The organism is Streptomyces sp. NPDC015125, from assembly GCF_043080045.1.
Lineage (GTDB): Bacteria > Actinomycetota > Actinomycetes > Streptomycetales > Streptomycetaceae > Streptomyces.
Genome location: NZ_JBIBVF010000003.1, coordinates 145881 through 172092, shown reverse-complemented (window position 1 = coordinate 172092; position 26212 = coordinate 145881). Strand labels below are relative to the sequence as shown.

Annotated in this window: 28 protein-coding genes, 1 tRNA gene and 1 riboswitch; of the genes, 9 read left to right on the top strand and 20 right to left on the bottom strand. The window is 70.5% G+C overall.

The genetic code is table 11. The features are described 5' to 3' along the window. Positions 1 to 33: 33 nt before the first annotated feature. Positions 34 to 1386, bottom strand: coding sequence for a DUF445 domain-containing protein (locus ACF088_RS10630; protein WP_392375214.1), 1353 nt, complete (start codon positions 1384 to 1386; stop codon positions 34 to 36). A gap of 282 nt (positions 1387 to 1668) precedes the next feature. Between ACF088_RS10630 and ACF088_RS10625 the strand changes: the two genes are divergently transcribed. Next, the gene (locus ACF088_RS10625) at positions 1669 to 2979 is read left to right on the top strand and encodes an SGNH/GDSL hydrolase family protein (RefSeq protein WP_392375212.1); all 1311 of its coding nucleotides are present in this window, start codon (positions 1669 to 1671) and stop codon (positions 2977 to 2979) included. Between the two features lie 25 nt (positions 2980 to 3004). On the opposite strand, the gene ACF088_RS10620 is transcribed toward ACF088_RS10625, so the two are convergent. From ACF088_RS10620 to ACF088_RS10605, 4 genes are all read right to left on the bottom strand, one after another. Beyond that, the gene (locus ACF088_RS10620; RefSeq protein WP_392375210.1) at positions 3005 to 3712 is read right to left on the bottom strand and encodes a DUF1707 domain-containing protein; all 708 of its coding nucleotides are present in this window, start codon (positions 3710 to 3712) and stop codon (positions 3005 to 3007) included. 9 nt (positions 3713 to 3721) lie between these two features. Next, positions 3722 to 4777, bottom strand: a complete 1056-nt coding sequence (locus ACF088_RS10615; protein WP_392375208.1) for an ATP-binding cassette domain-containing protein — start codon at positions 4775 to 4777, stop codon at positions 3722 to 3724. Positions 4778 to 4848: 71 nt separating this feature from the next. After that, positions 4849 to 5613 (bottom strand): ABC transporter permease, encoded by a 765-nt coding sequence (locus tag ACF088_RS10610; protein ID WP_392375581.1) that lies wholly within the window; start codon positions 5611 to 5613, stop codon positions 4849 to 4851. A gap of 103 nt (positions 5614 to 5716) precedes the next feature. Further along, positions 5717 to 6514, bottom strand: a complete 798-nt coding sequence (locus ACF088_RS10605; protein ID WP_392375206.1) for an ABC transporter permease — start codon at positions 6512 to 6514, stop codon at positions 5717 to 5719. 288 nt (positions 6515 to 6802) lie between these two features. On the opposite strand from ACF088_RS10605, the gene ACF088_RS10600 reads away from it, so the two are divergent. Beyond that, a complete protein-coding gene (locus ACF088_RS10600) occupies positions 6803 to 9004 on the top strand; it encodes a transglycosylase domain-containing protein (RefSeq protein ID WP_392375204.1) in 2202 nt (733 codons plus the stop codon). A 94-nt stretch (positions 9005 to 9098) separates the two neighbouring features. Here the strand turns inward: ACF088_RS10600 and ACF088_RS10595 are convergent, their stop codons facing one another. From ACF088_RS10595 to ACF088_RS10585, 3 genes are all read right to left on the bottom strand, one after another. Continuing rightward, positions 9099 to 9419 carry a DMT family transporter gene (locus ACF088_RS10595; RefSeq protein ID WP_392375202.1) on the bottom strand — a complete coding sequence of 107 codons (321 nt, stop codon included), beginning with the start codon at positions 9417 to 9419 and terminating at the stop codon, positions 9099 to 9101. A gap of 33 nt (positions 9420 to 9452) precedes the next feature. Further along, positions 9453 to 9523, bottom strand: a riboswitch (guanidine-III (ykkC-III) riboswitch). Between the two features lie 100 nt (positions 9524 to 9623). Next, positions 9624 to 9926 (bottom strand): co-chaperone GroES, encoded by a 303-nt coding sequence (locus ACF088_RS10590; RefSeq protein ID WP_048828920.1) that lies wholly within the window; start codon positions 9924 to 9926, stop codon positions 9624 to 9626. A gap of 108 nt (positions 9927 to 10034) precedes the next feature. Further along, positions 10035 to 10352 carry a DUF3618 domain-containing protein gene (locus ACF088_RS10585; RefSeq protein WP_392375200.1) on the bottom strand — a complete coding sequence of 106 codons (318 nt, stop codon included), beginning with the start codon at positions 10350 to 10352 and terminating at the stop codon, positions 10035 to 10037. A gap of 250 nt (positions 10353 to 10602) precedes the next feature. On the opposite strand from ACF088_RS10585, the gene bcp reads away from it, so the two are divergent. Next, the gene (gene bcp, locus ACF088_RS10580) at positions 10603 to 11070 is read left to right on the top strand and encodes a thioredoxin-dependent thiol peroxidase (protein WP_392375198.1); all 468 of its coding nucleotides are present in this window, start codon (positions 10603 to 10605) and stop codon (positions 11068 to 11070) included. A gap of 81 nt (positions 11071 to 11151) precedes the next feature. Here the strand turns inward: bcp and ACF088_RS10575 are convergent, their stop codons facing one another. Next, positions 11152 to 12459 carry a histidine kinase dimerization/phospho-acceptor domain-containing protein gene (locus ACF088_RS10575; protein WP_392375196.1) on the bottom strand — a complete coding sequence of 436 codons (1308 nt, stop codon included), beginning with the start codon at positions 12457 to 12459 and terminating at the stop codon, positions 11152 to 11154. Then, positions 12459 to 12962 (bottom strand): hypothetical protein, encoded by a 504-nt coding sequence (locus ACF088_RS10570; protein ID WP_392375194.1) that lies wholly within the window; start codon positions 12960 to 12962, stop codon positions 12459 to 12461. The genes ACF088_RS10575 and ACF088_RS10570 overlap by 1 nt, the downstream gene beginning before the upstream one ends. Positions 12963 to 13304: 342 nt before the next feature. On the opposite strand from ACF088_RS10570, the gene ACF088_RS10565 reads away from it, so the two are divergent. The 4 genes from ACF088_RS10565 to ACF088_RS10550 all read left to right on the top strand — a co-directional run bounded on the left by ACF088_RS10565 (position 13305) and on the right by ACF088_RS10550 (position 16439). Further along, the gene (locus ACF088_RS10565) at positions 13305 to 14843 is read left to right on the top strand and encodes an MFS transporter (RefSeq protein ID WP_392375192.1); all 1539 of its coding nucleotides are present in this window, start codon (positions 13305 to 13307) and stop codon (positions 14841 to 14843) included. A 148-nt stretch (positions 14844 to 14991) separates the two neighbouring features. Beyond that, positions 14992 to 15654: an HNH endonuclease signature motif containing protein gene (locus ACF088_RS10560; protein ID WP_392375190.1), complete on the top strand. Its 663-nt coding sequence runs from the start codon at positions 14992 to 14994 to the stop codon at positions 15652 to 15654. After that, on the top strand, positions 15651 to 16313 hold the full coding sequence (locus ACF088_RS10555; RefSeq protein ID WP_392375188.1) for an HNH endonuclease: 663 nt from the start codon (positions 15651 to 15653) through the stop codon (positions 16311 to 16313). The genes ACF088_RS10560 and ACF088_RS10555 overlap by 4 nt, the downstream gene beginning before the upstream one ends. A 42-nt stretch (positions 16314 to 16355) precedes the next feature. Further along, positions 16356 to 16439, top strand: a tRNA-Leu gene (locus ACF088_RS10550). A 72-nt stretch (positions 16440 to 16511) separates the two neighbouring features. Here ACF088_RS10550 and rdgB read toward each other — a convergent pair. The 5 genes from rdgB to ACF088_RS10525 form a co-directional block, all read right to left on the bottom strand. Next, positions 16512 to 17147, bottom strand: a complete 636-nt coding sequence (gene rdgB, locus ACF088_RS10545; protein WP_392375186.1) for an RdgB/HAM1 family non-canonical purine NTP pyrophosphatase — start codon at positions 17145 to 17147, stop codon at positions 16512 to 16514. Positions 17148 to 17156: 9 nt separating this feature from the next. Then, the gene (locus ACF088_RS10540) at positions 17157 to 17555 is read right to left on the bottom strand and encodes a hypothetical protein (RefSeq protein ID WP_392375185.1); all 399 of its coding nucleotides are present in this window, start codon (positions 17553 to 17555) and stop codon (positions 17157 to 17159) included. Positions 17556 to 17699: 144 nt separating this feature from the next. Continuing rightward, entirely contained in the window at positions 17700 to 17843 is a 144-nt protein-coding gene (locus tag ACF088_RS10535) for an SCO1431 family membrane protein (protein ID WP_392375183.1), read from the bottom strand. A gap of 458 nt (positions 17844 to 18301) precedes the next feature. Further along, positions 18302 to 19033: a ribonuclease PH gene (gene rph, locus ACF088_RS10530; RefSeq protein ID WP_392375181.1), complete on the bottom strand. Its 732-nt coding sequence runs from the start codon at positions 19031 to 19033 to the stop codon at positions 18302 to 18304. Positions 19034 to 19131: 98 nt separating this feature from the next. Next, positions 19132 to 19371, bottom strand: coding sequence for a glucose PTS transporter subunit EIIB (locus tag ACF088_RS10525; RefSeq protein ID WP_208683897.1), 240 nt, complete (start codon positions 19369 to 19371; stop codon positions 19132 to 19134). Between the two features lie 216 nt (positions 19372 to 19587). On the opposite strand from ACF088_RS10525, the gene ACF088_RS10520 reads away from it, so the two are divergent. Both ACF088_RS10520 and ACF088_RS10515 read left to right on the top strand, forming a co-directional pair. Next, positions 19588 to 20901 carry a PTS transporter subunit EIIC gene (locus ACF088_RS10520; RefSeq protein ID WP_392375179.1) on the top strand — a complete coding sequence of 438 codons (1314 nt, stop codon included), beginning with the start codon at positions 19588 to 19590 and terminating at the stop codon, positions 20899 to 20901. Positions 20902 to 21361: 460 nt separating this feature from the next. After that, positions 21362 to 22615 carry a PTS transporter subunit EIIC gene (locus ACF088_RS10515; RefSeq protein WP_392375177.1) on the top strand — a complete coding sequence of 418 codons (1254 nt, stop codon included), beginning with the start codon at positions 21362 to 21364 and terminating at the stop codon, positions 22613 to 22615. Between the two features lie 264 nt (positions 22616 to 22879). On the opposite strand, the gene ACF088_RS10510 is transcribed toward ACF088_RS10515, so the two are convergent. From ACF088_RS10510 to ACF088_RS10490, 5 genes are all read right to left on the bottom strand, one after another. Next, positions 22880 to 23632 carry an MBL fold metallo-hydrolase gene (locus ACF088_RS10510; protein ID WP_392375175.1) on the bottom strand — a complete coding sequence of 251 codons (753 nt, stop codon included), beginning with the start codon at positions 23630 to 23632 and terminating at the stop codon, positions 22880 to 22882. 521 nt (positions 23633 to 24153) lie between these two features. Continuing rightward, positions 24154 to 25104: a PLP-dependent cysteine synthase family protein gene (locus tag ACF088_RS10505; RefSeq protein WP_392375173.1), complete on the bottom strand. Its 951-nt coding sequence runs from the start codon at positions 25102 to 25104 to the stop codon at positions 24154 to 24156. Between the two features lies 1 nt (position 25105). Then, positions 25106 to 25384: a MoaD/ThiS family protein gene (locus ACF088_RS10500; protein ID WP_392375171.1), complete on the bottom strand. Its 279-nt coding sequence runs from the start codon at positions 25382 to 25384 to the stop codon at positions 25106 to 25108. Positions 25385 to 25522: 138 nt separating this feature from the next. After that, the gene (locus ACF088_RS10495; protein ID WP_392375169.1) at positions 25523 to 25696 is read right to left on the bottom strand and encodes a putative leader peptide; all 174 of its coding nucleotides are present in this window, start codon (positions 25694 to 25696) and stop codon (positions 25523 to 25525) included. 84 nt (positions 25697 to 25780) lie between these two features. Next, on the bottom strand, positions 25781 to 26206 hold the full coding sequence (locus ACF088_RS10490; protein WP_392375167.1) for a Mov34/MPN/PAD-1 family protein: 426 nt from the start codon (positions 26204 to 26206) through the stop codon (positions 25781 to 25783). Between the last annotated feature and the right edge of the window lie 6 nt (positions 26207 to 26212).

Sequence of the window (26212 nt, the reverse complement as noted above, 5' to 3'; positions counted from 1 at the left end):
GAGGCGGCGCACGACCCGGTCCCCGGGCGGGGGTCAGCCGCCGAAGGCCTGCGAGACGGCGTAGATGGCGAGGCCGGCCAGTGCGCCGACGACGGTGCCGTTGATCCGGATGAACTGCAGGTCGCGGCCGATGTGCGCCTCGATCTTCTTCGAGGTGTGCTCGGCGTCCCAGCCGGCGACGGTCTCGGTGATCAGGGAGGTGATCTCGCTCTGATACGTCGTCACCACATAGACGGCCGCGCCCTCCAGCCAGCCGTCCACCTTCTCCTGCAGCCGCTCCTCGTCGGCCAGCCGCCGGCCCAGGGACAGCAGCGCCGCCCGCACCCGCAGCCGCAGCTCGCTGCGCTCGTCCTCGGCCGCGGCGACGATCATGGCGCGCACCGAGCCCCAGGCCGAGGTGATCAGATCCTGCACCTCGCCGCGCCCCAGCACCTCGGACTTCAGCCGCTCGACCTTGGCCCGGGTGTCCGGATCGGACTGCAGATCGGCCGCGAAGTCCCGCAGGAAGCGGTCGATGGCCCCGCGCGCCGGATGCTCGGGCATGTCCCGCATCTCGGTGACGAAGCGCATCAGCTCCTTGTAGACCCGGTCGCCCACCCTGCGGTCGACGAACCGCGGGGTCCATCCGGGGGCGCCGCCGGAGACCGCGCTCATCACGGAGTCGCCGTGCTCGACCAGCCAGTCGTGGGCGCGGGCGACGAGCAGGTCCACCACCCGCCGGTGGCCGCCCTCGGCGACGATCTTCTCCAGCATCGTGCCGATCCCGGGCGCGATCTCGTGGGCGTCGGCGCGGCGGGTGATCGCCTCGCCGACCACCGCCTGCACATCGGCGTCGCGCAGTACGGTCAGCGCGCCGCGCAGCGCGGTGGAGAGCTCGGCGGTGACCCGGTCGGCGTTCCGGGGCTCGGCGAGCCAGCCGCCGACCCGGCGGCCGATGCCGACGGAGCGCAGCCGGCGGCGCACCACCTCACCGGAGAGGAAGTTCTCGCCGACGAAATCACCCAGACTCCGACCCAGTTGGTCCTTTTTGGTGGGGATGATGGCGGTGTGCGGGATCGGCAGGCCCATCGGCCGCTTGAACAGCGCGGTGACCGCGAACCAGTCGGCCAGCGCACCGACCATCCCGGCCTCCGCGGCCGCCGCGACAAATCCGGTCCAGCCGCCGGCCCCCTGGGCTCCGGCCCATTTCGCCAGGACGTAGACCAGGGCGACGGCCAGCAGCAGGCCGGTGGCCGTCGCCTTCATCCGGCGTACGGCGCGCCGGCGCTCCTCGTCGGCGGCGCCGTACGCGAAGCCGCCGCCCGGTGCGGGCCGGCCCGCCGGCCCCGCGCCCGGCCCCGGCACCCGCTCCGCTTTCGGCGCCGTATCGGCATTTGTGCGTTCCATCCGCTCCACCGCTCCCACCGTGCCCCCGCCATCCTCCGGACCGTCCCGCTCCGCACACACGGCCGCCGGTACGGACCTATATCCCACTGTGACCTACTCCTGGAACGCACCACGAGTTCCCGGCGTCCATGCCGGGGAGGCATCGAGCGGGGCGCCGGGCGGCACCCCGGAGGTCCGTGGGATCATGATGGACCGATCGGACCGCAACGGTGCCGCTGATCATCCGCTGCCCTTGCCCGCCCGGAGCGTGCTGCTCCGCTTTACCCAGGAGACCCCTCCCGCATGAAGAAAAGTGTGGGTTACTCCCTGCTCGCCGGTCTGGCGGCAGTGGTGGTGCTGATCTCGACCGCCATATTCGTCGGCTTCGGCGGCGACGACGGCGGGCTCGGCAGTTCCTCGCACAAGCCGCGCGACCCGGCCGCGCCGGCGGTCTCCGGGCAGTGGGTCGGCACCTGGTCGGCGGCCGCGGCGGCGGCCGAGCCCGGCACCCTGAACGGCTATGCGGGGATGTCGATACGCAACGTCGTGCACACCAGCGTCGGCGGGTCGGGCGTGCGCATCCAGCTCTCCAACCTCTACGGCACGCGTCCGCTGGTGGTGAGCCATGCCACCCTGGCGCTGGCCGCGGCCCCCAGCAACCCCACGGCCGCCGACGGCACCATGCGGCGGCTGTCCTTCAACGGCAAGCCCGCGGTGACCATCCCGGCGGGCGGCGCCGTCACCAGCGACCCGACCCGGCTGAAGGTGCCCGGCGACGCGGACCTGCTGGTCACGACGTACTCCCCGTCCCCCTCGGGGCCCGCCACCTACCACCCGTACGCCCGGCAGACCTCCTACCTGGCGCGCGGCGACCGGGCCGAGGACGCCACCGGCGCGGCCTACACCGAGCAGAGCCCGTACTGGCGCTATCTGACCGGTGTGGACGTGTGGAGCACCCAGGCCCGCGGCTCGGTCGTGGCGATCGGCGACTCGATCACCGACGGCATCACCTCCACCGCCGGCGCCAACCACCGCTGGACGGACTTCCTCGCGGCGAGGCTGCGCAACGAGCCCGGCGCGCCCCGCTACGGCGTCCTCAACCAGGGCATCAGCGGCAACCGCCTGCTGGTCAACGGCTCCAGGTTCTCCCCGAACAACGGGCCCAGCGTGCTGTCCCGCCTGGAGCGCGATGCGCTGTCGCGTACCGGGGTGAAGGCGGTGATCGTCGAGATCGGGCTGAACGACCTCTTCAAGACCCCGCGCCAGCTCGACCCGCAGAAGATCGTTGCGGGGATGCGGGAGATCGTCCGGCAGGCGCACGCCCGCGGACTGCGCGTCACCGGCAGCACCCTTACCCCGTTCGGGGGGCACCGCGGTTACTCCGACCTGCTGAATTCGGTGCGCGAAAGGGTCAACCGCATCGTCCGCTCCGGCACCGTCTACGACGAGGTCGTGGACTTCGACAAGGCGCTGCGCGACCCGTCGGCGCCGGTGCGGCTGCGGCCCTCCTACGACTCCGGTGACCATCTCCACCCGAGCGACGAGGGCTTCCGGGTGATGGCCCACGCGGTGAACCTCGCCCACCTCAAGCTGGCCGCGCCCGCCGCGCTGTAACGCGAACGGAGCAGCGACCGCCGCCTCAGCCCAGCTCCTTGCGCGGGTGGCCGTCGAGGCGGCGCCGCTCCTCCTTCGCACGGCGCTGCTCCTCCTTCAGGCGCCGCTTGTCGGCCCTCGGCAGCTTGCGCTCGACGCCGACGCCGCCCATCATCGCCACGCCGCGGACGATGACGCGGGGCGCGCCGGGCTCGCCCGGCACCCCCTCCTCGCGCGAGTCGAAGCCGCCCATGATGCCCACGCCGCGCACCTCGATCTCGACGCCCGGCGGCACCAGGATGTTCACCCCGCCCATGAGCGCCCAGCAGGTGATGACGACCTCGGGCCCGGCGAAGTGCGCCTCGCGCAGATCGATCTCGCCGCCGCCCATGAGGCAGGCCGCCGTGAAGCGGCGCCCGATCGTCCACCGTCCCTTGCGCTGGAAGCCGCCCATGAGGGCCAGGCCGACCGACGAGCCTTCGGTGCCGTCCACGATCCGCTCCGCCCACGGCGTGGAGGCCGCGCTCTCCTTGCGCAGCGACAGCGGGGCCGGGGCCGGGCCCGCCGTGGCCACCGGCAGATCGGCAGTGAGCGGCTCCAACTCCCGGTAGGTGCGGGCCTTGTACGCCGTGTCGAGCCGCTCGTCGAACTCCTCCATCGCCAGCCGCCCTTCCGCGACGGCGTCCCGCAGGATCTCGGCGACCCGTTCACGGTCGGCGTCGGAGGCGCGCAATTCAGGGAGTTCTTCAGTCATACGGACACATTAGAGCGCCGGGCCCCCGTTGCCCCCGCTCCGCCCGGTTTCCGGCCGCTTTCCCCCGCCCGCGTACAGCTCGGCGATCAAGGTCTCGATGTCCGGCTCCCGCACCGACAGATCCACCAGCGGATAGCGCGCGGCGACCGCCGCGACCAGCGGAGCCGCGCTCTGCGACGCCGGGAACGCCAGCCACTGCCGGGGCCCGTCGACCTTGACCGTACGGGCGCCCGGTACGCCCTCGATCGGGGGCAGTTGCCGCTCCAGGTCCACCACCAGCGTCCGCTCACCCTCACCGGCCGCCCGCAGCCCGTCGAGGCCGCCGTCGTAGACCAGCCTGCCGTGGTCGATGACCATCACCCGGCGGCACAACTGCTCGATGTCGGTGAGGTCATGGGTGGTCAGCAGGACCGTGGTGCCCCGCTCGGCGTTCACCTCGCGCAGGAACTCGCGCACCTTCGCCTTGCTGACCACGTCGAGGCCGATGGTCGGCTCGTCGAGGTACAGCACCTCGGGGTCGTGCAGCAGCGCCGCCGCGAGATCGCCGCGCATCCGCTGCCCCAGCGACAGCTGCCGTACCGGTACGGCCAGCAGCGGGCCCAGGTCCAGCAGCTCGACACAGCGTGCCAGGTTGGCGCGGTAGACGGCGTCCGGGACCCGGTACATCCGCCGCACCAGCTCGTAGGAGTCCTTCAGCGGCAGGTCCCACCACAGGGTGGTGCGCTGTCCGAAGACCACCCCGATCCGGCGGGCGAGCCGGGTCCGCCCGCGGTCGTGGCCCGCGCGGAGACCGGAGCCCGGGGACGGGTCGATGCCCGCGATCCGCAGCCGGCCGCCGCTGGGCACCAGGATGCCGGTCAGCATCTTGATCGTGGTGGACTTCCCGGCGCCGTTCGGGCCGATGAAGCCGACCATCTCGCCGCGCGGCACCCGGAAGGAGATGCCGTCCACGGCCCGGACCTCCTGCCGTACCCGCCGCAGCCGGCCCGCCTTGCGCCGCACCGAGAAGACCTTCTCCAGGCCGTCCACCTCGATCAGCGGCGCCGCCCCGGCGGTTTCGCTCACCACGCGTCCTCCTCTTCCGTCGTCCCGTCCCGTCCCGTCCCTGCCCGCCCTGCCCCGCAGGTGATGCCCCGTCAACTGCCGGTGCTCCGGTACGCCCGGAGCCCCCGCCGCCACGCCAGCCCGGCCCCCGCACACATCAGCGCCGCCACCACGGGGCCCATGAAGTCCACCCAGCCCGGCAGCCCCAGCGGATCGGGGCGGCCCAGCAGCCGCAGCGCGGGCAGCCAGTTCACAAAGGCCAGCGGGACGAGGAAGGTGACCCCGCGCACCAGCTCCTTGGCGAACACCGTCGGCGGGTACTGCAGCATCGCGTTGCCGCCGTAGGTGAAGGAGTTCTGCACCTCGGCCGCGTCCTGCGCCCAGAACTGGAAGGCGGCGCCCGCCGTGAAGACCGCCGCGAAGATGGCCGTTCCGCACACCGCCATCAGCGGCACCATCAGCACCCGGCCCACCGTCCAGTCCACCGGGAGACGGGACAGCGACCAGCCGAGCACCAGCAGCGCCTGGGTGAGCCGGCCCAGCCTGCGCAGCGCGAAGCGGTCCGCCGCGACCTGCGCGAAGACCGGCGCCGGGCGCAGCAGCAGGACGTCGAGGGTGCCGTCCCGCACCCGCCGGCCCAGCCCTTCGATGCTGCCCAGCAGCAGATCCGCAAGTCCCAGCGACACTCCGGACGTCCCGTACAGGAAGGCCACTTCGGGCAGCGAGAACCCGCCGAGGGCGTCGATCCGCGAGAACATCAGCATGATCGCGACGAAGTCCAGGGCGTTGGCCGCGAAGTTGCCGAACGCCATCATCAGGAACGAGGTCCGGTAGGCGAGGGCGGAGCGCATCCACATCCGCACGATCAGCCCGTACGCGAAGATCCCCTGGGCGACGCGGCCCCCGCCGCCGGCCCGCTCCCCCGGCCGGCCGCCGGGGGGTGTCTCCCCGAGACACCCCCTATCCACCGTGCACCACCACCTTGCGGGTCGCCGCCGACTGCACCAGCCGCCCCAGCGCCAGCAGCGCCACGGCCCACCCGGCCTGGAAGACCAGCCCCCGCAGCAGCGCGCCGCCGCTGCGCGCACCCACCAGCACATCGGCCGGCACCTGCAGGACCGCCGCCCAGGGCAGTAGTTGGGCGACCTCGCCCAGAGCGCCGGGGAAGACCCGCAGCGGCAGCACCATCCCCGAGAAGAACATGCAGGCCAGACCGCTGATCAGGGCCAGCCCCGTGCCGTCGAGGAGCCAGAACGACGCCAGTGCGACGAGATAGCGCAACGTGAAACTGACCAGCACCCCGAGCAGCACCGACAGCAGGAAACAGCCCCAGGTCAGCGCATCGCCGGGCAGGGCGAGCGGAAAGGCCAGGGCGCCCACCGCCATCGGCGCCACCCCGCGGCCGATCAGCTGCAGCGAGGCCCGCCCCAGATCCGCGGCGAGCCACCACAGCTGCAGATCCGCGGGCCGGTAGAGGTCCACGGCGATATCGCCGCTGCGGATCCGCTCCTGCAGCTCGTCCAGACCGCCGCCGCCCATCAGGCCCGTGCAGGCCAGCAGCGCCTGCCCGGTCCACACGAAGGCCAGCGCCTGCGTCTGGTCGTAGCCGCCCAGCTGCGGCCGCTCGTCCCACAGCGCGATATACGTGAAGGCGACGATGAAGCCGAAGACGGTGTTGGTGAACACGCCCGCCACGGTGGCGATGCGGTAGGTGGCGTACCGCCGGAAGCTGCCGGCTGCCACCGCGACGTACCACACGACGCGTTTCCCCCAGCCCCGTAGTCGTCGGACGGCCAAAGCACCGGAGCCTAGGCCCCGAGCACGGCAACCCGCCATCGCATTATCACCGCTTCGGGTGAGCCGTGGGCGCCGTTCAGCCGGTCAGCTGGCGGACTTCGGTGCGCGCCACCCCGCCCGACCGGGGCACATGATGCGAGAGTTTCCCCACGGGCGGCAGTTGCCCTTGCGGCATACCGCGCGCATCCCCCGACACGACACGACCGCCGCAGTACAACCTTCGGCGGCGGCCGAGGAGTCCATACCTACATGAGCGGACAACGCACAGGCTGGCGCCGTGTCCTCCCCACCTGGCGCACGGTGCTGGGCACCGTGCTGCTGTTCCTGCTGCTCATCGTCGGCGGGCTGGTCGCCGGCTATCTGCTCGTCGGGATCCCGCCGGCCAACAGCGCCGCGAAGGCCCAGAGCACCGTCTACCTCTACTCCGACGGCTCCGAGCTGGCCCGCGACGGCGAGATCAACCGGCAGAACGTCACCCTCGGCCAGGTCCCGAAATCCGTCCAGCAGGCCGTACTCGCCGCCGAGGACCGCGACTTCTACGCCGAGTCCGCGGTCGACCCCGCCGCGATGCTCCGCGCCGCCTGGAACACCGTGACCGGCAAGGGCAAGCAGTCCGGCTCCACCATCACCCAGCAGTACGTGAAGAACTACTACCTCGGCCAGGAACAGACCGTCACCCGCAAGGCCAAGGAATTCTTCATCGCCATCAAACTGGACCGCGAGGTGAGCAAGGACAGGATCCTGGAGGGCTACCTCAACTCCAGCTACTACGGCCGCAACGCCTACGGCATCCAGGCCGCCGCCCAGTCCTACTACGGCCGCAACGCGGAGCAGCTGACCTGCGCCCAGGGCGCCTACCTCGCCACCCTCCTCAACGCTCCCAGCGCCTACGACATCAGCGCCCACCCCGGCAACCGTGCGCGGGTGCTGGCGCGCTGGAACTACGTCCTGGACGGCATGGTCAAGCAGAAGTGGCTCACCAAGGACGATCGGGCCGCGCTGGAGTTCCCCCTGCCCAAGCCCGCCAAGCCCTCCACCGGGCTGTCCGGCCAGCGCGGCTACCTCGTCGAAGCGGTCAAGAACTACCTCACCGACAACAAGATCCTCGACGAGGACACCCTGCGGACCGGCGGCTACCGCATCACCACCACCATCAGCAAGAAACGCCAGAACGCCTTCGTCAAGGCGGTCAACACCCGGGTGATGGACCGCCTCGACGACTCCCGGAAGGTCGACCGCTACGTCCGGGCCGGCGGCGCCTCCATCGACCCCGCGAGCGGCCGGGTCGTCGCCCTCTACGGCGGCATCGACTACGCCAAGCAGTTCGTCAACGGCGCCACCCGCGCCGACTACCAGGTCGGCTCCACCTTCAAGCCGATCGTCTTCGCCTCCGCCGTACAGAACAACTCCACCACCCAGGACGGCGAGCGGATCACCCCCAACACCGTCTACGACGGCACCAACAAGCGGATGACGGTCAGTCACGGCACCCGCACCGGCTTCGCGCCCGCCAACGAGGACGACCGCTCCTACGGCCCGATCACCGTCAGCGAGGCCACCGACAAATCCGTCAACGCCGTCTACGCGCAGCTGGGCATCGACGTCGGCCCCGGCAAGGTCAAGGCCACCGCCGTCGACCTGGGCATCCCCGCCGGCACCCCCAGCCTCGCCTCGTCCCAGGGCGCGATCTCGCTGGGCACCGCCACCCCCAGCGTCCTGGACATGACCCAGGTCTACGCCACCCTCGCCCACCACGGCAGCCACCGGCCGTACACCCTGGTCGACAAGATCACCAAGAGCGAGGAGGAGGTCGAGCTGCCCGAGCGCGAGGAGACCACCGCCATCCCGCGCGCCGCGGCGGACACCACCACCTCCATCCTGCGCAGCGTCGTCGACGGCGGCACCGGCACCGCGGCCCAGGGCGCCGGGCGGCCCGCGGCCGGCAAGACGGGCACCGCCGAGAACGACAAGGCCGCGTGGTTCGCCGGCTACACCCCCGATCTCGCCACCGTCGTCGCGGTGCTCGGCCAGAACCCGGAGAGCGCCGCCCAGGAACCCCTCTACGGCGCCGGAGGGCTGGCGCGGGTCAACGGCGGCGACTACCCGGCCCAGATCTGGGCCGACTACACCGCGGCCGCGCTCAGCGGACGCCCGGTCCGCGACTTCGACCTGCAACTGGAGGAGGGCGCGGAGCCGGTGTCGCCCTCGCCGTCCGGCAGCGACTCGGCCTCCCCCAGCGTCTCGGGCTCGCCGTCCGACGGCGCGACCGGATCCACCCTTCCCACACCGCCCACCGGCGCCCCGACCCGGCCGACCGGCGAACCTCCCACGCCCACCGCTCCGGCCGAACCCACGCCGACCGCCGAGCCCACCCACGAAGCCCCGACGTTCGAGCCGCAGAGCGACGATCTGGAGCAGCGGCTGCGGTGGCGGTGGGGCGAGGGCGGGTAGCGGCCAGGGCGGGTGGGGCGGCAGAGGGTAGCGGCGCCAGAGGGTAGCGGCGCCGGAGGGCAGGGGCGGCGCCCCGAGCGGATGCGTACGCCCGTCAGTGCCCTGACGTCGCCTTGAGCCCGACCACCGCCACCAGCAACAGGCAGATGAAGAAGATCCGGGCCGCCGTGGCCGGTTCGCCGAGCACCATCATGCCGACCACCGCCGCACCGGCCGCCCCGATACCGACCCACACGCCGTAGGCGGTACCGATCGGCAGGGTCCGGGCCGCGTACGAGAGCAAGACCATGCTGGCGACGATGCCCGCGCCGGTGAACACACTGGGCCACAGCCGGGTGAAGCCATCGGTGAACTTCATCCCGACCGACCAGCCGACCTCCAGCAGTCCGGCGATCATGAGCAGGATCCATGCCATGACGGGCACCTCCGCGACAAGAGCTTCACCAGGGGTGCGTCGTCTTGTCGTGACCCGGTACGGCGCGTCTCGTCGGGTGCTCCCGAGGCTAGCAAAGGGCAGCGAAACGGGCGGTGACCCGGGTCACCGCCCATGGGGTACGGACAGGACTGCCGATGCCGACGGGGCGACAGCTGCAGGCAGGGCTACAGCTGCCGACAAGGGCTACAGGTACAGCCCGGTCGCGTCCTCCGCGCCCTCCAGCCGCTCCGCGGCCACCGCATGCAGATCGCGCTCGCGCATCAGCACATACGCCACCCCGCGCACCTCGACCTCGGCCCGGTCCTCCGGGTCGTACAGCACCCGGTCCCCCACCTCGACGGTCCGCACGTTCTGCCCGACCGCCACCACCTCGGCCCAGGCCAGGCGACGGCCGACCGCCGCGGTCGCGGGAATGACGATGCCCCCCGACGAGCGGCGCTCGCCCTCGGGGATGTCCGTCCGGACCAGCACGCGGTCGTGCAGCATCCGGATCGGCAGCTTGTCGTGGGTGTCCTTGGTGTTATTCGGGCTCACGGCATGACCGTACCTGCCCGGCGGCACCCGGCACGCACCGCGGCCGCCCCGGGAGGGCGCTCAGCGGCGCCGCCGGACGCGCAACGTCAGCAGACCGACCACGGCCACGCCGATCATCGCCACCGGAACGATCCGCTCCAGCCGCGGTGCCCCGTCCTCCGACACCAATTGGGCCCGCACGTCCGAGAGCGCACGATTGGCGGCCACATACGCCCGCCCCGCCGTACGGTCCACGGCGGTCGCCGCCCTCGCCTTGGCATCGTCCATGATCGTCTTCGGGTGCAGCCGCACACCGATCTCGTCGAGCGTGACGGCGAGCTCCTGCCGCCTGCGGACGATGTCCGCCTCGATCTGCGCCGGGGTCCTGGCTTCCGCCACCGCGCTGCCTCCGTCGTCTCGCGCCGATGCGTACGGGGGCCGGGCACGAGGCCCCGTACGGAACCGGCCACACAACTGACTGCCGATTCGTGATGGACAGTCTGTCAGCTCACGCCCCCCTGCGCCCCACAGCACCCCCGTTTCGCACGCCCCGGGACGCCCCGGGCACCCCTCCGCGCCCCGGCTGGCTAATGTCGGGGGCGTACGGACCCACACTTCGGGGGCGTACGGACCCACGCTAAGGAGAGTCATGAGCGAGCGACTGCAGCCCGGCGACACCGCCCCCGCCTTCACCCTGCCCGACGCGGACGGCAAGCAGGTCTCGCTCGCCGACCACCGGGGCCGCAAGGTCATCGTCTACTTCTACCCGGCCGCCCTGACCCCCGGCTGCACCAAGCAGGCCTGCGACTTCACCGACAACCTCGACTTCCTCGCCGGCCACGGCTACGACGTCATCGGCATCTCCCCCGACAAGCCGGAGAAGCTCGCCACGTTCCGGGAGAAGGAAGACCTGAAGGTCACCCTCCTCGGCGACCCCGGCAAGGAGGTCCTGGAGGCCTACGGCGCCTTCGGCGAGAAGAAGCTGTACGGCAAGACCGTCACCGGCGTCATCCGCTCCACCGTCATCCTCGACGAGGAGGGCAAGGTCGAGCGCGCCCTCTACAACGTCAAGGCCACCGGCCATGTCGCCAAGATCATCAAGGACCTGGGGCTGTAGCGCACGCCGCCCACCCGGTCCGGCAGCTCCAGACCCGGTCCGGCACCGGTCCGGCAGCTCCGGCACCGCCGGCGCCCCGCGTCAGGGTGGCCCGGGGCAGGAGCCGTTGTCGGTTGCGGCGAGTGGAATACCGGTTCCCGGCGCCGTCGCCGTGGAGTCCGGCAGTTCCAGCACGGCCTCGGCGCCGCCGTCCGCGGCGGCGCCGAAGTCCAGCCGCGCCCCCAGCACATCCGCCTGCCCGGCCGCGATCGTCAGCCCCAGACCGTGCCCGGTCCCCCGCTCCGGCGCCGCCGTACGGAACCGCCGCGGCCCCTCCGCACACAACTCCGCCGGATAGCCCAGGCCGTGATCGCGCACCACGATCCGCGACCCCGCCACCACCACCTCGATCGGCGGCTTGCCGTGCTTGGCCGCGTTCGCCAGCAGATTCACCAGCACCCGCTCCACCCGCCGCCGGTCCGTCTCCACGATCCGCGGCTCCCCCTCCACGGACACCGACACCTCGTCCACCCCGCGCTGGCGCGCCGCCCGCTTCACGATCCCGCGCACCAGCGACGGCAGCTCACAGGCGTCCAGATCCGCCCGCTCCACCCCCGCATCCAGCCGCGAGACCTCCAGCAGATCCTCCACCAGCCGCCGCATCGCCTGCGCCCGGTCCCGCACCAGCTCCACCGCCCGCGGCTGCGGCAACAACTCCGAGGCCGCGACCAGACCGGCCACCGGCGTCCGCAGCTCATGCGCCACATCCGCGGTGAACTCACGCTCCGCCTGCGCCTGGGCCGCCAGCGACGTCGCCATGTGATGCACACTCCGGCCCAACTCGGCCACCTCGTCGCGGCCATGACTGGCCAGCGCATCCGCGTCCGGTGCCTCACCCGCCGCGATCCGCCGCGCCGCCGCCGCGCTCAGCCGAAGCCGCCGCGACAGCCGCTGCGCGACGAACCACGACACCACCGCCATCAGCACGACCGTGCCGCACCCCGCGATCAGCAGCGCCCGGTCCAGCGCCAGCTGCGACGGATCGTCGTGCGGGTAGGCCGCGGACACCGACAGCGTCCGCGGCGGAGCGCCCTCGCCGGAGACCCCGACCCCGGTCGCCGCCCACACCCGGGGATCCTCACCGCCGCTGATATACGTCCCGGACCGATTCTTGAACACCGCGTCCCGCAACGGCGACGGCAAGGTCGCATCGTCCACCTGCGCCCCCAGCGCCCGCGTGCCGTCCCGCTCGTAGATCTGCAGCGCCGAACTCAGCCGGTCGTCCTGATACGCCCGCGCCGACCGCTCCCGCTCGGCGTCCGCTATGTGGTGCACCGCAAAACCGAGCACCACCACGGCCAGCGCCGTCATACCTGAAATGGCCAGGGCGATCCGGCCTCGAATGCCCATCACGCGAGGTTGTACATCTCCGTCGTGTCACCGAGCGGCGTAGAGCCCTCGTACCGCACCTCGAGACCGGTGAACACCAGCCCCCCGTCGACCGCCTTCGGAGCGAAGAGCCGGAAGGTCGCCGGGAAGCCGGAATCCGCACCGCCCCCCGTGGTCTTCTCCACCTGCACCACGCCGACGCCGAACGCCTCCCGCGCACCGTAGGACTTCCAGGTGATCCCGGTCGCCACCGTCCCCGCGTCCCGGCAGGCCAGCGTGATGACGTGCGGCCTGGACACCGGCGTGCCGAAGCCGCAGTCCCGCACCCCCGGCAGGCCGGAGGTCGGCCGGCCGTCCTCCTTCACGTCCTGCACCGCCGCCGTCTTCGGCGCGGCATCCACCGCCGACGCACGGTCCGACGCCTGGCCGAACCACACCCCGCCGGCCGCCAGCACCGTCACCGCGGCAAAGGCCGCCAGCGCGGTACGCGCCCGAAGCCGGCGAGACCTCTCGCGGTCGGTCATCACGATCTCCTCCCGGGGACCACGCCCCGTACCCCCACCCGGCACACAAGAATGCCGGACCCGGCGCTCCACTCTGCCGCCCCCCGGACACAGGCTGATTGCCCGGACGCTGCGGTGACCGCTCGGCTGTGTACCAGTCCTGTAACAAGCCCTGTCACGCCCCTGGCGTGAACCCCGCTCCGCCCCTGCCGGAACCCGCCCCGGTGGCCCGGTCGGCCCAGCCACGCGTGACGAATATCGCTTCATCGCTCCAGAGTGGTTTGAACCGGCGCTCCGCTGCGCAGACGCACCTGTCGTATCCCACCGCGCACCGCGCGGTGACCGAACCGAGAGGACCGTCTCGTGCCGACCGGCAGCACCGAAGCCGACCCCGCTCCCGACCAGGACCGGGAAGCGCTCAAGCGCCACCGGGTGCTCTTCCGTGCCGTCGCCCGGCGCAAGAACCCCAAACTGCGGCGCACCGACATCACCGTCACCGACGAACGCGTGGTCAAGCGTGCCGTGAAGGCCGCCGCGCTCGGCAACGCCATGGAATGGTTCGACTTCGGGATCTACAGCTACCTCGCGGTCATCATCGGCAAGGTCTTCTTCCCCGGCGGCAGCGACACCACCAGCCTGCTGTCGTCCTTCGCGACCTTCGCGGTGGCGTTCCTGGTACGCCCCCTGGGCGGCGCCTACTTCGGCCCGCTCGGCGACCGTATCGGCCGCAAGAAGGTCCTCGCCTTCACCATGATCATGATGGCGCTGGGCACCTTCTGCATCGGCCTGATCCCGTCCTACGCCACCATCGGCTTCTGGTCCCCGGTGCTGCTCATCCTCTTCCGCCTCGTCCAGGGCTTCTCCACCGGTGGTGAGTACGGCGGCGCCTCCACCTTCATCGCCGAGTACGCCCCCGACAAGAAGCGCGGTTTCTACGGCAGCTTCCTGGAGATGGGCACCCTCATCGGGTACACCGGCGCCGCCGGCATCGTGCTGCTGCTCAACACCACCCTCGGCGACGAGGTGATGCTCGACTGGGGCTGGCGCCTGCCCTTCCTGATCGCCGGCCCCCTCGGCCTGGTGGGTCTCTACCTCCGGGTCAAGCTCGACGAGACCCCCGCCTTCCAGAAGTTCGAGGCCGCCCACACCCACAGCGCCACCGGCTCCGCCGTCGAGGCCGAGGCCGAGTTCTCGCACCTGTCCGAGAACGCCCCCAAGAAGAAGATCAGCGAGATCTTCGCCCGGCAGTGGCCCACCCTCATCCTGTGCATCGCCCTGGTCGGCGCGTACAACATCGCCGACTACATGCTGCTGTCGTACATGCCGACCTACCTGACGGACACCCTCCACTACGAGGAGTCCCACGGCCTGCTGATCCTTCTCGGCACCATGGTCGCCCTGATGTGCGTCATCAGCACCATCGGCAAACTGAACGACCGCTACGGCCGCAAGCCGCTCCTGATGACCGGCATGCTCGGCTTCCTCATCACCGCCATCCCGGCCTTCCTCCTGGTCAACCAGGGCAGCCTCGGCGCGGTCATCGGCGGCATGGCCCTCCTCGGCCTCTCCCTGGTCTGCCTGCTGGGCACCATGTCCGCCGCCCTCCCCGCCCTCTTCCCCACCAACGTCCGCTACGGCTCCCTGTCCATCGGCTACAACCTGGCCGTCTCCCTCTTCGGCGGCACCACCCCCCTGGTGATCACCGCCCTGATGGACGCCTTCCACGGAAACGTCATGGTCCCCGCCTACTACACGATGGGCGCCGCCCTCGTCGGCGTCATCGCCGTGGCCTGCATGAAGGAAACCGCCCAGCAGCCCCTCGACGGCTCCCCGCCCTCCGTCGCCACCAAGAAGGAAGCCGTCGAACTCATCGAGTCCCAGACACCGGATCCGCGCTTCTGAGCTGCGCTGCACGGCACGGAAGGGCCCCCGGGGAATCCCCCCGGGGGCCTTCCTCCTTCCCCGCCCCCCGTAACCGGTTCCACGTTCGATCGTTGTTCTGTTCGAGAGGGTGCGCGGGGAGGGGCCTGCGCGCGGGACGGGGGAAAGCGTGCCGGTCAGTCCGTACACCCGGGAGCGCCTGGAGAAGGCGGCGGCCTCGTCGCGGACGCTGTCGGAGGCGCTACAGAAGCTCGGAGTGGACCCGAAGGGGGCGTCGGGGCGATATCTCCATGACCGAATGAGGTCAATGGGCTTGGATACATCACACTTTGAGCGTGAAGGGACACGCTGGACCAAGGAGCTCCTCGAGGATGTGGTGGCGCTGTCAACGAATATGTGCGAGGTCTTACGGCGGCTCGGTCTCGACCCGGTAGGCGGCCAGCACACCCACATCAGCCGACGCATCCAGAGCCTGGGGATCGACACCTCGCACTTTTCTCCGGTCGGCCGGAGGAAAACCAAGGCCCGCCGGCGGTGCAGCCCTGAGGAACTCCTTGTGCACGCGGAGAACCCCGGTCGACGAATGCCGAGCCACCGGCTCAAGGCTGCAATGCTCGCGCTCGGGGTGGACGAGCGTTGCGCCGTCTGCCGTACCGGGCCCGTCTGGCGCAATCGCCCGCTGCCGCTGGAGGTCGATCACATCGACGGAGACTGGCGTAACAACTGTCGGGAGAATCTGCGGTTACTGTGCCCCAATTGCCACTCGGCCACGGATACTTACCGCGGGCGCAACAAGGGAAATTGCGCCCGTGGCACCGGAACGGTGCAATGAGCGACAGCGTGCGCTACACCCGGGAATTGTTGACCGAAGCCGCAGGGCGTTGCACGGACATCGACGAAGTTATCGCGTTCTGCGGCAGCCGCTCCTACCATCAGCTGCGGCGGCATCTGTTCAGGCGCTTCGAACACTTCGGAATTGATGTATCGCACTTCAAGCCCGTCACACGGCGCGCCGCTCGTCTCCGCCGCCCCAGCAGGGACGCCCTTCAGGAAGCCGTCAGCGCCTCGTCTTCCATCGCCGCTGCCCTGCGGCATCTGGAGAGGCCCGACAACTCTCGCACTCGCACGCTGTTCCACCAGTGGGTATCCGACTACGGCATCGACACGAGTCAGCTCCTGGGGCAGGCACATATGCGCGGGAAGCCGGGGACCACACCGGTCAAGGGTCCTGAGCAGCTCCTCGTGAAGCACTGCGGGAAACGCCGGACGAGAACCGTCATGCTACGGCGAGCCCTGCGGCAGGTCGGCGTGCCGGAGCGATGTGCCGAGTGCGGGACAGGCCCCGCCTGGCATGGCAAGCCCATGACTCTGGAGATCGACCACATCAACGGCGACTGGCGCGACGACCGCCCCGAGAATTTGCGGCTTCTCTGCCCCAACTGTCATGCGGTGACCGACACTTGGTGTCGCGGCGGCCGATACCGGCGGTAGACCTCCCGATGCACCGACCAACAAGTACTATGGCCGTGGCAAGCGGCCGTGATGGAATTGGCAGTCATGCTGGCTTTAGGTGCCAGTGGGGTAACACCCGTGAGGGTTCGAGTCCCTCCGGCCGCACACCTCGGATATGAAGGCCCGGCCCCCGCCGAAGCGTGGGGCCGGGCCTTCGTCCTTCGTGTACGGGCCGCCTCAGCCCAGCAGCTCCCGCACCACCGGCGCCAAGGCCCGGAACGCGTGGCCGCGGTGGCTGATCGCGTTCTTCTCGGTGGGGTTCAGTTCGGCGCAGGTCCGGGTGTCGCCGAGGGGCTGGAGGATGGGGTCGTAGCCGAAGCCGCCGGTTCCGGCGGGGGTGTGGCGGAGGGTGCCTTCGAGCCTGCCCTCGACGACGCGCTCGGTGCCGTCGGGGAGGGCGAGGGCCGCGGCGCAGAAGAAGTGGGCGGCGCGGTGTTCGTCGGCGATGTCGGACAGCTGGGCGAGGAGCAGGTCGAGGTTGGCCTGATCGTCGCCGTGGGTGCCCGACCAGCGGGCGGAGAAGATGCCCGGGGCGCCGCCGAGGACGTCGACGCAGAGGCCGGAGTCGTCGGCGACGGCGGGGTGGCCGGTGGCCTCGGCAAGGGCATGGGCCTTGAGGAGGGCGTTCTCGGCAAAGGTGACGCCGGTTTCCTTGACGTCGGGGATCTCGGGATAGGCGTCGGCGCCGACAAGGTCCACATCGAGGTCGGCGGCCTCCAGGATGGCCCGGAGTTCGGTGACCTTGCCGGCGTTGCGGGTGGCCAGGATGAGGCGACGGGAGGCTGCGGGGCGTCCACCGGTGTGAGGCTGCATGGGCAGTGATTATCCCGGTGTGCAGATCCTGGTCATGTCACGGGCCCCGTCGACGATCGGCTGTATGTCGGGGGCCTTGTTGTTGTCGAGGTCCTTGCGTGCGGCCTTGATGCCGCTGTTCGTCTTGTCGACGGCCTTGGACAGCTCGGGGTCGTTCGCTTCCTTGCTGAGCTTTTGCAGGTTGGTGTCGATGTTGTCGAGGGCCTGCTGAGCCTTCTGCGGGTCGGTGAGGGAGTTGTCCGCGGCCTGCTGGAGCTTGTCGACGGCGTTGACGACGGAGGTGGCGGTCTTGGCGCAGTCCATGGCCTTCTGGACCGCCCCGCAGGCGGAGAGCAGCGGTATCGCAAGGGTCGCGGCGACTAATGCGGCGCATGCGGTGGTGACGGGGCGACGGGTGCGCGGGGCCATGGTGCGGTTCCTTCCCTCGGGTCATGCTCGGGCAAAGGAAGAAACGCGGGGTGGGGCTGTTTGGTTGCCCGGATACCGGCGCCGGGGGCGAGGATCGGACACCGGGGCGGGAAGCGGGGCCGGACGCGGGAGCCGTCCCGGCGGTCAGACGAGGCCGGTCTGGGTGAGCAGCATGGCGAGGACGACGACGAGAGTCCAGCCGAGGATGTTCTCCAGGAGCCGGGAGTCGTCCTGGGGCCCGCCGGTGCGGGCGCGGATGCGGGGCGCGGTCGCGGCAGTTGTGGACATGGCTCCACCATGCGACGGCCGTGGGAGCTTTTCCAGAGCGGGACCTCCCCTGAGAAAAGCCTCACAGGGGGAGGGTGCGGGTCCTCCCCCTGTGGCGTGGTGGTTGACGCAGGTGGCCGCCTCACGCAGGCGGCTGCCACACCGTGGGCGCCTCGCGCGGTGGGCCACCACCTCACGCCGTGGGCCGCCGCATGCCGTGGGCCACCACCTCACGCCGTGGGCCGCCGCATGCCGTGGGCCACCACCTCACGCCGTGGGCCGCCTCACGCGGTGGGCCACCACCTCATGCCGTGGGCCGCCGCATGCCGTGGGCCCGCCTCGCCCACCGGATCGCCGGACAGAGCCGGATAGCCGCCGGCCCGCCGGTCCACCGTCAGAGGCCGGAGCCTGCGGGCCGGAGCCGCACGCCGGCCCGCCTCTCCACCGCTCGGCCGCTCCGCCGCTCCGCCGCTCCGCCCTCAGAGCGTGCGGGCCAGCGCCGCCTGCTGGGCCTCGTCGAGTTCGGCGCAGCCGGCGACGGCGAGGTCGAGGAGGGAGTTGAGTTCCTCGCGGGCGAAGGGTTCGGCTTCGGCGGTGCCCTGGACCTCGACGAAGCGGCCGTCACCGGTGCAGACGACGTTCATGTCGGTGTCGGCGCGGACGTCTTCCTCGTAGCAGAGGTCGAGGAGCGGGGTGCCGCCGACGATGCCGACGCTGACGGCGGAGACGGTGCCGGTGAGGGGCTTGCGGCCGTGCTTGATGAGCTTCTTGCCCTGGGCCCAGGTGATGGCGTCGGCGAGGGCGACATAGGCGCCGGTGATGGCGGCGGTGCGGGTGCCGCCGTCGGCCTGGAGGACGTCGCAGTCCAGGACGATGGTGTTCTCGCCGAGGGCCTTGTAGTCGATGACGGCGCGCAGGGAGCGGCCGATGAGGCGGCTGATTTCGTGGGTGCGGCCGCCGATCTTGCCACGGACGGATTCGCGGTCGCCGCGGGTGTTGGTGGAGCGGGGCAGCATCGAGTACTCGGCGGTGACCCAGCCTTCGCCGGTGCCCTTGCGCCAGCGCGGTACGCCCTCGGTGACGGATGCGGTGCAGAAGACTTTGGTGTCGCCGAAGGAAATGAGGACGGAGCCTTCGGCGTGCTTGCTCCAGCCGCGTTCGATGGTGACCGGGCGGAGCTGTTCGGGGGTGCGGCCGTCGATGCGAGACATGGCGTAGACCCTATCGGGAATGGCGAGGGCCCCACTCCGGGGCGGTGGATCGTCCGGGGCGGGGCCGTCGGGAGCGGCCTGGCGGCCGGCTCGTCAGCTCACATCATGTCTTCGATCTCGGCGGCGATGGGGTCGGCGTCGGTGCCGATGACGACCTGGATCGCGGTGCCCATCTTGACGACGCCGTGGGCGCCGGCGGCCTTGAGGGCGGCCTCGTCGACGAGGGAGGAGTCGACGACCTCGGTGCGGAGGCGGGTGATGCAGCCCTCGACCTCTTCGATGTTGTCGAGTCCGCCGAGCCCGGCGACGATCTTCTCAGCCTTGCTGGCCATGTCCACTCCTGCTTGTCTCGGCCGCCGGCGGTTCCGCCGTGCGGTTTTCACACCGTAACGCACGTTCAGCCCAACAATATGGGCGTTTGTCCGGGGTCTCGCGAAGGATGGCGATCACCGGAGTGCGCACCGGGAACGGTCCGCACCATAAGTGGTCTACACCACCAGTATGCGGCAAGCACGAGGCCGGTTGCCGACGGGCCGACTGCCGGGAGGACACGGATGAGTTCGGACGCAGCGGCGGCGGCACCGGGGAAGAACTGGGGGGCGAATCTCTTCCAGGGTCTGCAGAAGATGGGGCGCAGCCTGCAGTTGCCGATTGCCGTCCTGCCCGCTGCGGGAATTCTCAACCGTCTTGGCCAGCCGGATGTGTTCGGCGCGGACGGGCTGGGCTGGGACGCCGTCGGCAAGGTGTTCGCGGCCGCGGGCGGTGCGCTGCTGGATTCGGGGCTCGGGTTGCCGCTGCTGTTCTGTATCGGTGTGGCGATCGGCATGGCCAAGAAGGCGGACGGCTCGACGGCGCTGGCCGCGGTGACCGGATTCCTCGTCTACTTCTCGGTCATGCATGCGTTCCCGGCGGGCTGCGCCGCGGGCCAGACGTACACCCAGGCGGGCCTGTGGAGCGGGGTGTGCGTGGACCGGAAGCTGACGGTGACGCAGGCCTCCTTCCAGAATCCGGGGGTGTTCGGCGGCATCGTCATGGGGTTTCTGTCCGCCTGGCTCTGGCAGCGCTTTCACCGGGTGAAGCTGGTGGACTGGCTGGGGTTCTTCAACGGCCGCCGGCTGGTCCCGATCATCATGGCCTTCGTGGGCCTGGTGTTCGCGGTGCTGTGCCTGTTCGTCTGGCAGCCGATCGGTGATGCACTGACGAGCTTCAGCGAATGGCTGACGGGGCTGGGGGCGTGGGGTTCGGGGATTTTCGGTGTCGCCAACCGTGCGCTGCTGGTGATCGGCCTGCATCAGTTCCTGAACACCTTCGTCTGGTTCCAGTTCGGCAGTTTCACCAAGCCGGACGGCACGGTCGTCCACGGTGACATCAACCGGTTCCTGGCGGGCGATCCGACTGCGGGGCAGTTCACCACCGGATTCTTCCCGATCATGATGTTTGCGCTGCCGGCCGCGGCGCTGGCGATCGCGCACTGTGCCAAGCCGCACCGCCGCAAGGAGATCGCGGGCATGATGCTGTCGGTCGGTCTGACGTCGTTCGTGACGGGCGTGACCGAGCCGATCGAGTACTCCTTCCTCTTCGTGGCGCCGGTGCTGTACGCGATCCATGCCGTGCTGACGGGTGTGTCGATGGCGGTGAGCTGGGCGCTGGGGGTGCACGACAGCTTCAGCTTCTCGGCGGGCCTGATCGACTACGTCATCAACTGGGGACTGGCCACCAAGCCCTGGCTGATCATTCCCATCGGACTGTGCTTCGCGGTGGTCTACTACGCCCTCTTCCGTTTCGTGATCACGAAATTCCACCTGGCGACGCCCGGCCGCGAGCCGGACGAGGTGGGGGACGAGATGGAGCGGGAGAACGTGAAGTAGGGGGACGGGGGGACGGGCAGGGGGCGGGACGGGGGGACGGGCAGGGGGCGGGACGGGCGCGAAAGCGCCTGCCGGGGGCGGCCTCACCGACTCCCTTCGCCTGCCCCCCTCGCCTGCTCCCCTCGCCCGGCCGCTCACCGGCCGCCCCCTCCCCGGCCCCTCACCTGCCCCCCGCCAGGCGCCTCCCGGCCCCTCATCGCCCCCTCATCGCCCCCTCTCCGGCACCTTCGCCACCCCCTCGCCCGCCCGCTGTCCGGCCTTCCGTGCCGCGCCGCCGGCCCCCGGATTCCGCTACCCGGGGGCCGGTCGTCATGTGGTCCACACCACTTGGAAGAATGGATTCCTTTATGTCAGGTCTACGTGCTAAGAATGGTCTAAACCACTAGTGGTGTAGACCAAGGTGTAGACCAAACGCGGGCCGTCCCCCCTTTTGAGTGCCCGCCTCACCAGGAGGAATCCGATGAGTTCGGCCACCGCCACCAAGGCGGCCCCCGCGAAGAAGCGGGGGTCCGGCCTGTTCCAGGGCCTGCAGAAGATCGGCCGCAGCCTCCAGCTGCCGATCGCCGTACTGCCCGCGGCAGGCATCCTCAACCGCCTCGGCCAGCCGGACGTCTTCGGCGAGAAGGGCCTCGGCTGGGTCGACGTCAGCAAGGTCTTCGCCGCCGCCGGCGGCGCGGTCTTCGACAACCTGCCCATGCTGTTCTGCATAGGCGTCGCCATCGGCTTCGCAAAGAAGTCCGATGGCTCGACGGCGCTCGCCGCTCTGGTCGGCTTCCTGGTCTACAGCAATGTCCTCAAGGCATTCCCCGTCACGGAAGGCCATATCGAGAAGGGCAAGTGGGTCGAGCCGGTCCTCAACAACCCCGGGGTCCTCGGCGGCATCATCATGGGGCTGCTCGCCGCGACCCTGTGGCAGCGCTATCACCGCAAGAAGCTGGTGGACTGGCTGGGCTTCTTCAACGGCCGACGGCTGGTCCCGATCATCATGGCCTTCGTGGGCACCGCCGTCGGCGTGCTCTTCCTCCTGGTCTGGGAGCCCATCGGCAGCGCCATCACCAGCTTCGGCGAGTGGATGACCGGCCTGGGTGCGGCAGGATCCGGGCTGTTCGGCCTGATCAACCGGGCGCTGCTGCCGATCGGCATGCACCAGTTCGTCAACACCGTCTCGTGGTTCCAGCTCGGTGACTTCACCGACGCCGCGGGCAAGGTCGCGCACGGCGACATCGGCCGCTTCTTCGCCGGTGACCCGTCCGCCGGGCAGTTCATGTCCGGCTTCTTCCCGATCATGATGTTCGGTCTGCCGGCCGCCGCCCTCGCCATTGCGCACTGCGCCCGCCCCGAGCGCCGCAAGGCCGTACTGGGCATGATGATCTCGCTCGCGCTGACCTCCTTCGTCTGCGGTATCACCGAGCCGATCGAGTTCTCGTTCATGTTCATCGCCCCGGTGCTGTACGCCATCCACGCGGTGCTGACCGCGCTGTCCATGGCCCTGACCTGGGCACTCGGCGTGCACGACGGGTTCACCTTCTCCGCCGGCTTCATCGACTACGCACTGAACTGGAACCTGGCCACCAAGCCCTGGATGATCATCCCGATCGGCCTGGTCGTGGCGGCCGTCTACTACGTGCTGTTCCGCTTCGCGATCACCAAGTTCAACCTCACCACCCCGGGCCGGGAGCCCGAGGAGGAGATCGAGGACCTGACGAAGGCGTAAGCCGCGCAGGCCACGGCACGGCGAAGGGCCCCGGGACCGCAGCACGGTTCCGGGGCCCTTCGCCATGGCGCGCGGCGCGCCCGCCCAGCTCTCGTCGACGCAGCTCTCGTCGACGCAGCTCTCGTCGACGCAGCTCTCGTCGACGCAGCTCCCGCAGACACTCAGACGCTGTGGACGCTCAGGCCCCGTGGACGCTCAGACCCCGTGGACGCCCGGACCCCGTTGACGCTCTGAGCCCGCCGGCCGCCCGGACCCGTTGGACACTCAGATGTCGTAGGCCGCGCCCGCCTTGGCGACCTCGACCGGCCCGTCATAGGCCTTCTGGGCGTCACGGATGCTGATGGCCGGGTCGGTCCACGGCGGGATGTGGGTCAGTACCAGCCGCCCCGCACCGGCCCGCTGGGCGATCTCACCGGCTTCCCGGCCGTTGAGGTGCAGATCCGGGATGTCTTCCTTGCCGTAGGTGAAGGACGCCTCGCACAGGAAGAAGTCGGCGCCCGCGGCGAGGCTCTCCAGCGCGTCGCAGGGGCCGGTGTCCCCGGAGTACGTCAGGGACCGGCCGCCGTGTTCGATACGGAAGGCGAAGGACTCCACCGGGTGGCTGACCCGCTCCGTGCGGATCGTGAACGGCCCGATGGTGAAGGTGCCCGGCGTCAGGGTGCGGAACTCGAAGACCTCGCTCATGGCGCCGTCGTACGGCAGATCGGCGTGCGCGACGGTCAGCCGGCGCTCGGTACCGGCCGGCCCGTAGACCGGCATCGGCGCGCAACGTCCGCCGTCCGGGCGGTAGTAGCGCACCACGAAGTAGCCGCACAGGTCGATGCAGTGATCGGCATGCAGATGCGACAGGAGTACGGCATCCAGGTCATAGAGGCCGATGTGGCGCTGCAGCTCGCCCAGGGCGCCGTTGCCCATGTCGAGGAGCAGCCTGAAGCCGTCGGCCTCCAGGAGGTAGCTCGAACAGGACGATTCCACGGAAGGGAACGACCCCGAGCATCCGACGACGGTGAGCTTCATAGCGGGCGTGAACCTCCGTGGGCGGGGGCGGCGGTATAGCGGTCTTCCCTGCTCGAACACCGGAGAACTCGGGGAAGGATCCATGCCGGGATTCCCGGCGGGGCCTTGCCGGGTGGTGCCGGGTCCTCGGCGGTCGGTGCGGTGCCCCCGAGCGTAAGGCGCAAAAGGTCCTGTGGCGCCTCCAGCGGGGCGAGCTGTGGGCGGAATCACCAGTCTGGGCTGTCGCCCCGTACGCCCGTACGCCCGTACGCCCCGGCCGGTACCGCCTGCTACTCCGCCGGACCCCAGGTCACGGGGCCGATCGCCGCGGCGAGGAGAATATTTACGGGGGCGCCCGGCCCTCGCCTACGCGCCCCCGGGAAAGTCCGGCCGGCGCGCCTCCGGGACACGAGTCCCGCCGCCGCGCCCCGGGAAAAGTCCCGCCGCCGCGGCACGGAACCACGACGGCGGATGCGTACCGGACACGGCGCTCACGGCCCGCTCTTCCGGCTGTTCCCGCCGACTGATCCACCGGCAGGCGGCTACGCCCAGAGCTGGCCGTGCAGCGTTTCGATCGCCGCTTCCGTGGACTCGGCGGTGTACACGCCGGTGGAGAGGTACTTCCAGCCGCCGTCGGCGACGACGAAGACGATGTCGGCGCTCTCCCCCGCCTTGACGGCCTTCGTGCCGACGCCGATCGCGGCGTGCAGCGCCGCGCCGGTGGAGATGCCCGCGAAGATGCCCTCCTCGGCGAGGAGTTCACGGGTGCGGCGGACCGCGTCCCGGGAACCCACCGAGAAGCGGGTGGTGAGCACGGACTCGTCGTAGAGCTCGGGGATGAAGCCCTCGTCGAGGTTGCGCAGACCGTAGACCACGTCGTCGTAGCGCGGCTCGGCGGCGACGATCCGGACGCCGGGAACCTGCTCGCGCAGATAGCGGCCGACGCCCATGAGCGTGCCGGTGGTGCCCAGCCCGGCCACGAAATGGGTCACGGAGGGGAGGTCGGCGAGGATCTCGGGGCCGGTGGTGGCGTAGTGCGCACCGGCGTTGTCGGGGTTCCCGTACTGGTAGAGCATCACCCAGTCGGGGTGCTCGGCGGACAGCTCCTTGGCCACCCGGACGGCCGTGTTGGAGCCGCCCGCCGCGGGCGAGGAGATGATCTCGGCGCCCCACATGGCGAGCAGCTCGCGCCGCTCGGAGGAGGTGTTCTCCGGCATCACGCACACGATGCGGTAGCCCTTGAGCTTGGCCGCCATGGCGAGCGAGATGCCGGTGTTGCCGCTGGTCGGCTCCAGGATGGTGCAGCCGGGGGTGAGCCGGCCGTCCTTCTCGGCCTGTTCGATCATGTGCAGCGCGGGCCGGTCCTTGACCGAGCCCGTGGGGTTGCGGTCCTCCAGCTTCGCCCAGATGCGGACGTCGTCGGAGGGTGACAGGCGCGGGAGGCGGACGAGAGGGGTGTTCCCGACCGCCGCCAGCGGGGAGTCGTACCGCACGTCACACCATTCCGCCGGCCACGGCCGGAAGGATCGTCACGCTGTCGCCGTCGGCGAGCTTGGTGGAGATGCCTTCCAGGAAGCGGACGTCCTCGTCGTTGAGGTAGACGTTCACGAAGCGGCGCAGCTGCTCGCCGTCGACAAGGCGCTCGCGGATGCCGGTGTGCCGGCTCTCCAGGTCGGTGAAGAGGTCGGCGAGGGTGTCTCCGCTGCCCTCGACGGCCTTCTCGCCGTCGGTGTAGGTGCGCAGGATGGTGGGGATTCGGACCTCGATGGCCATGAGAGTGCTCCTGTCGGAGTGCGGTGGCGGGGCTGTGGGTCCCGTGTGCACGGCGTTACCGCGTGCCGGGAGGGCGTCGGGTGACGCCGGAAGTGCGGGGCTGTGGACGGCGCGCGCCGCACGCCCTTACGGGCCGGCTCAGGCGGCGGCGCAGCGCGGACAGATGGCGCTGGAAAGGCGGCACAGATCGACGTGCAGCCGTGCGGCTCCGCAGCCGAACGCGCCCAGCAGTGCGGATGCCGAGCGACGCGTGGCGAGCGGAGCGAGCAGCAGCACGCCCGGCCTCTTCTCGCTCACGTCGTGGTCAACCATGCGGTCATCGTATCGATTCCCGGTCCGGGTATTGGAACCTCGTCCCATCATGCGGACGATTGGTGTACACCAGGTGGGACGGCCTCAGGAGTAGGCCGCCACGACCTCGACTTCTTCCTCGGTGACCGCGCCGTTCACGATCCGGTACGAGCGGAACTGGAAGGGCCCGGCGTCGTCGGTGTCGGCGGTGGAGACCAGGACATAGTGGGCGCCGGGCTCGTTCGCGTAGGAGATGTCGGTACGCGAGGGGTAGGCCTCGGTGGCGGTGTGCGAGTGGTAGATGATCACCGGCTCCTCGTCCCGGTCGTCCATCTCGCGGTAGAGCCTGAGCAGGTCGGCGGAGTCGAATTCGTAGAACGTGGGCGACCGGGCGGCGTTCAGCATCGGGATGAACCGCTCGGGGCGGCCACTGCCCGCCGGGCCCGCGACCACGCCGCAGGCCTCGTCGGGGTGGTCCTGGCGGGAGTGCTCGACGATCTGGTCGAAGAGCTCCTTGGTGAGGGTCAGCATGGCGCC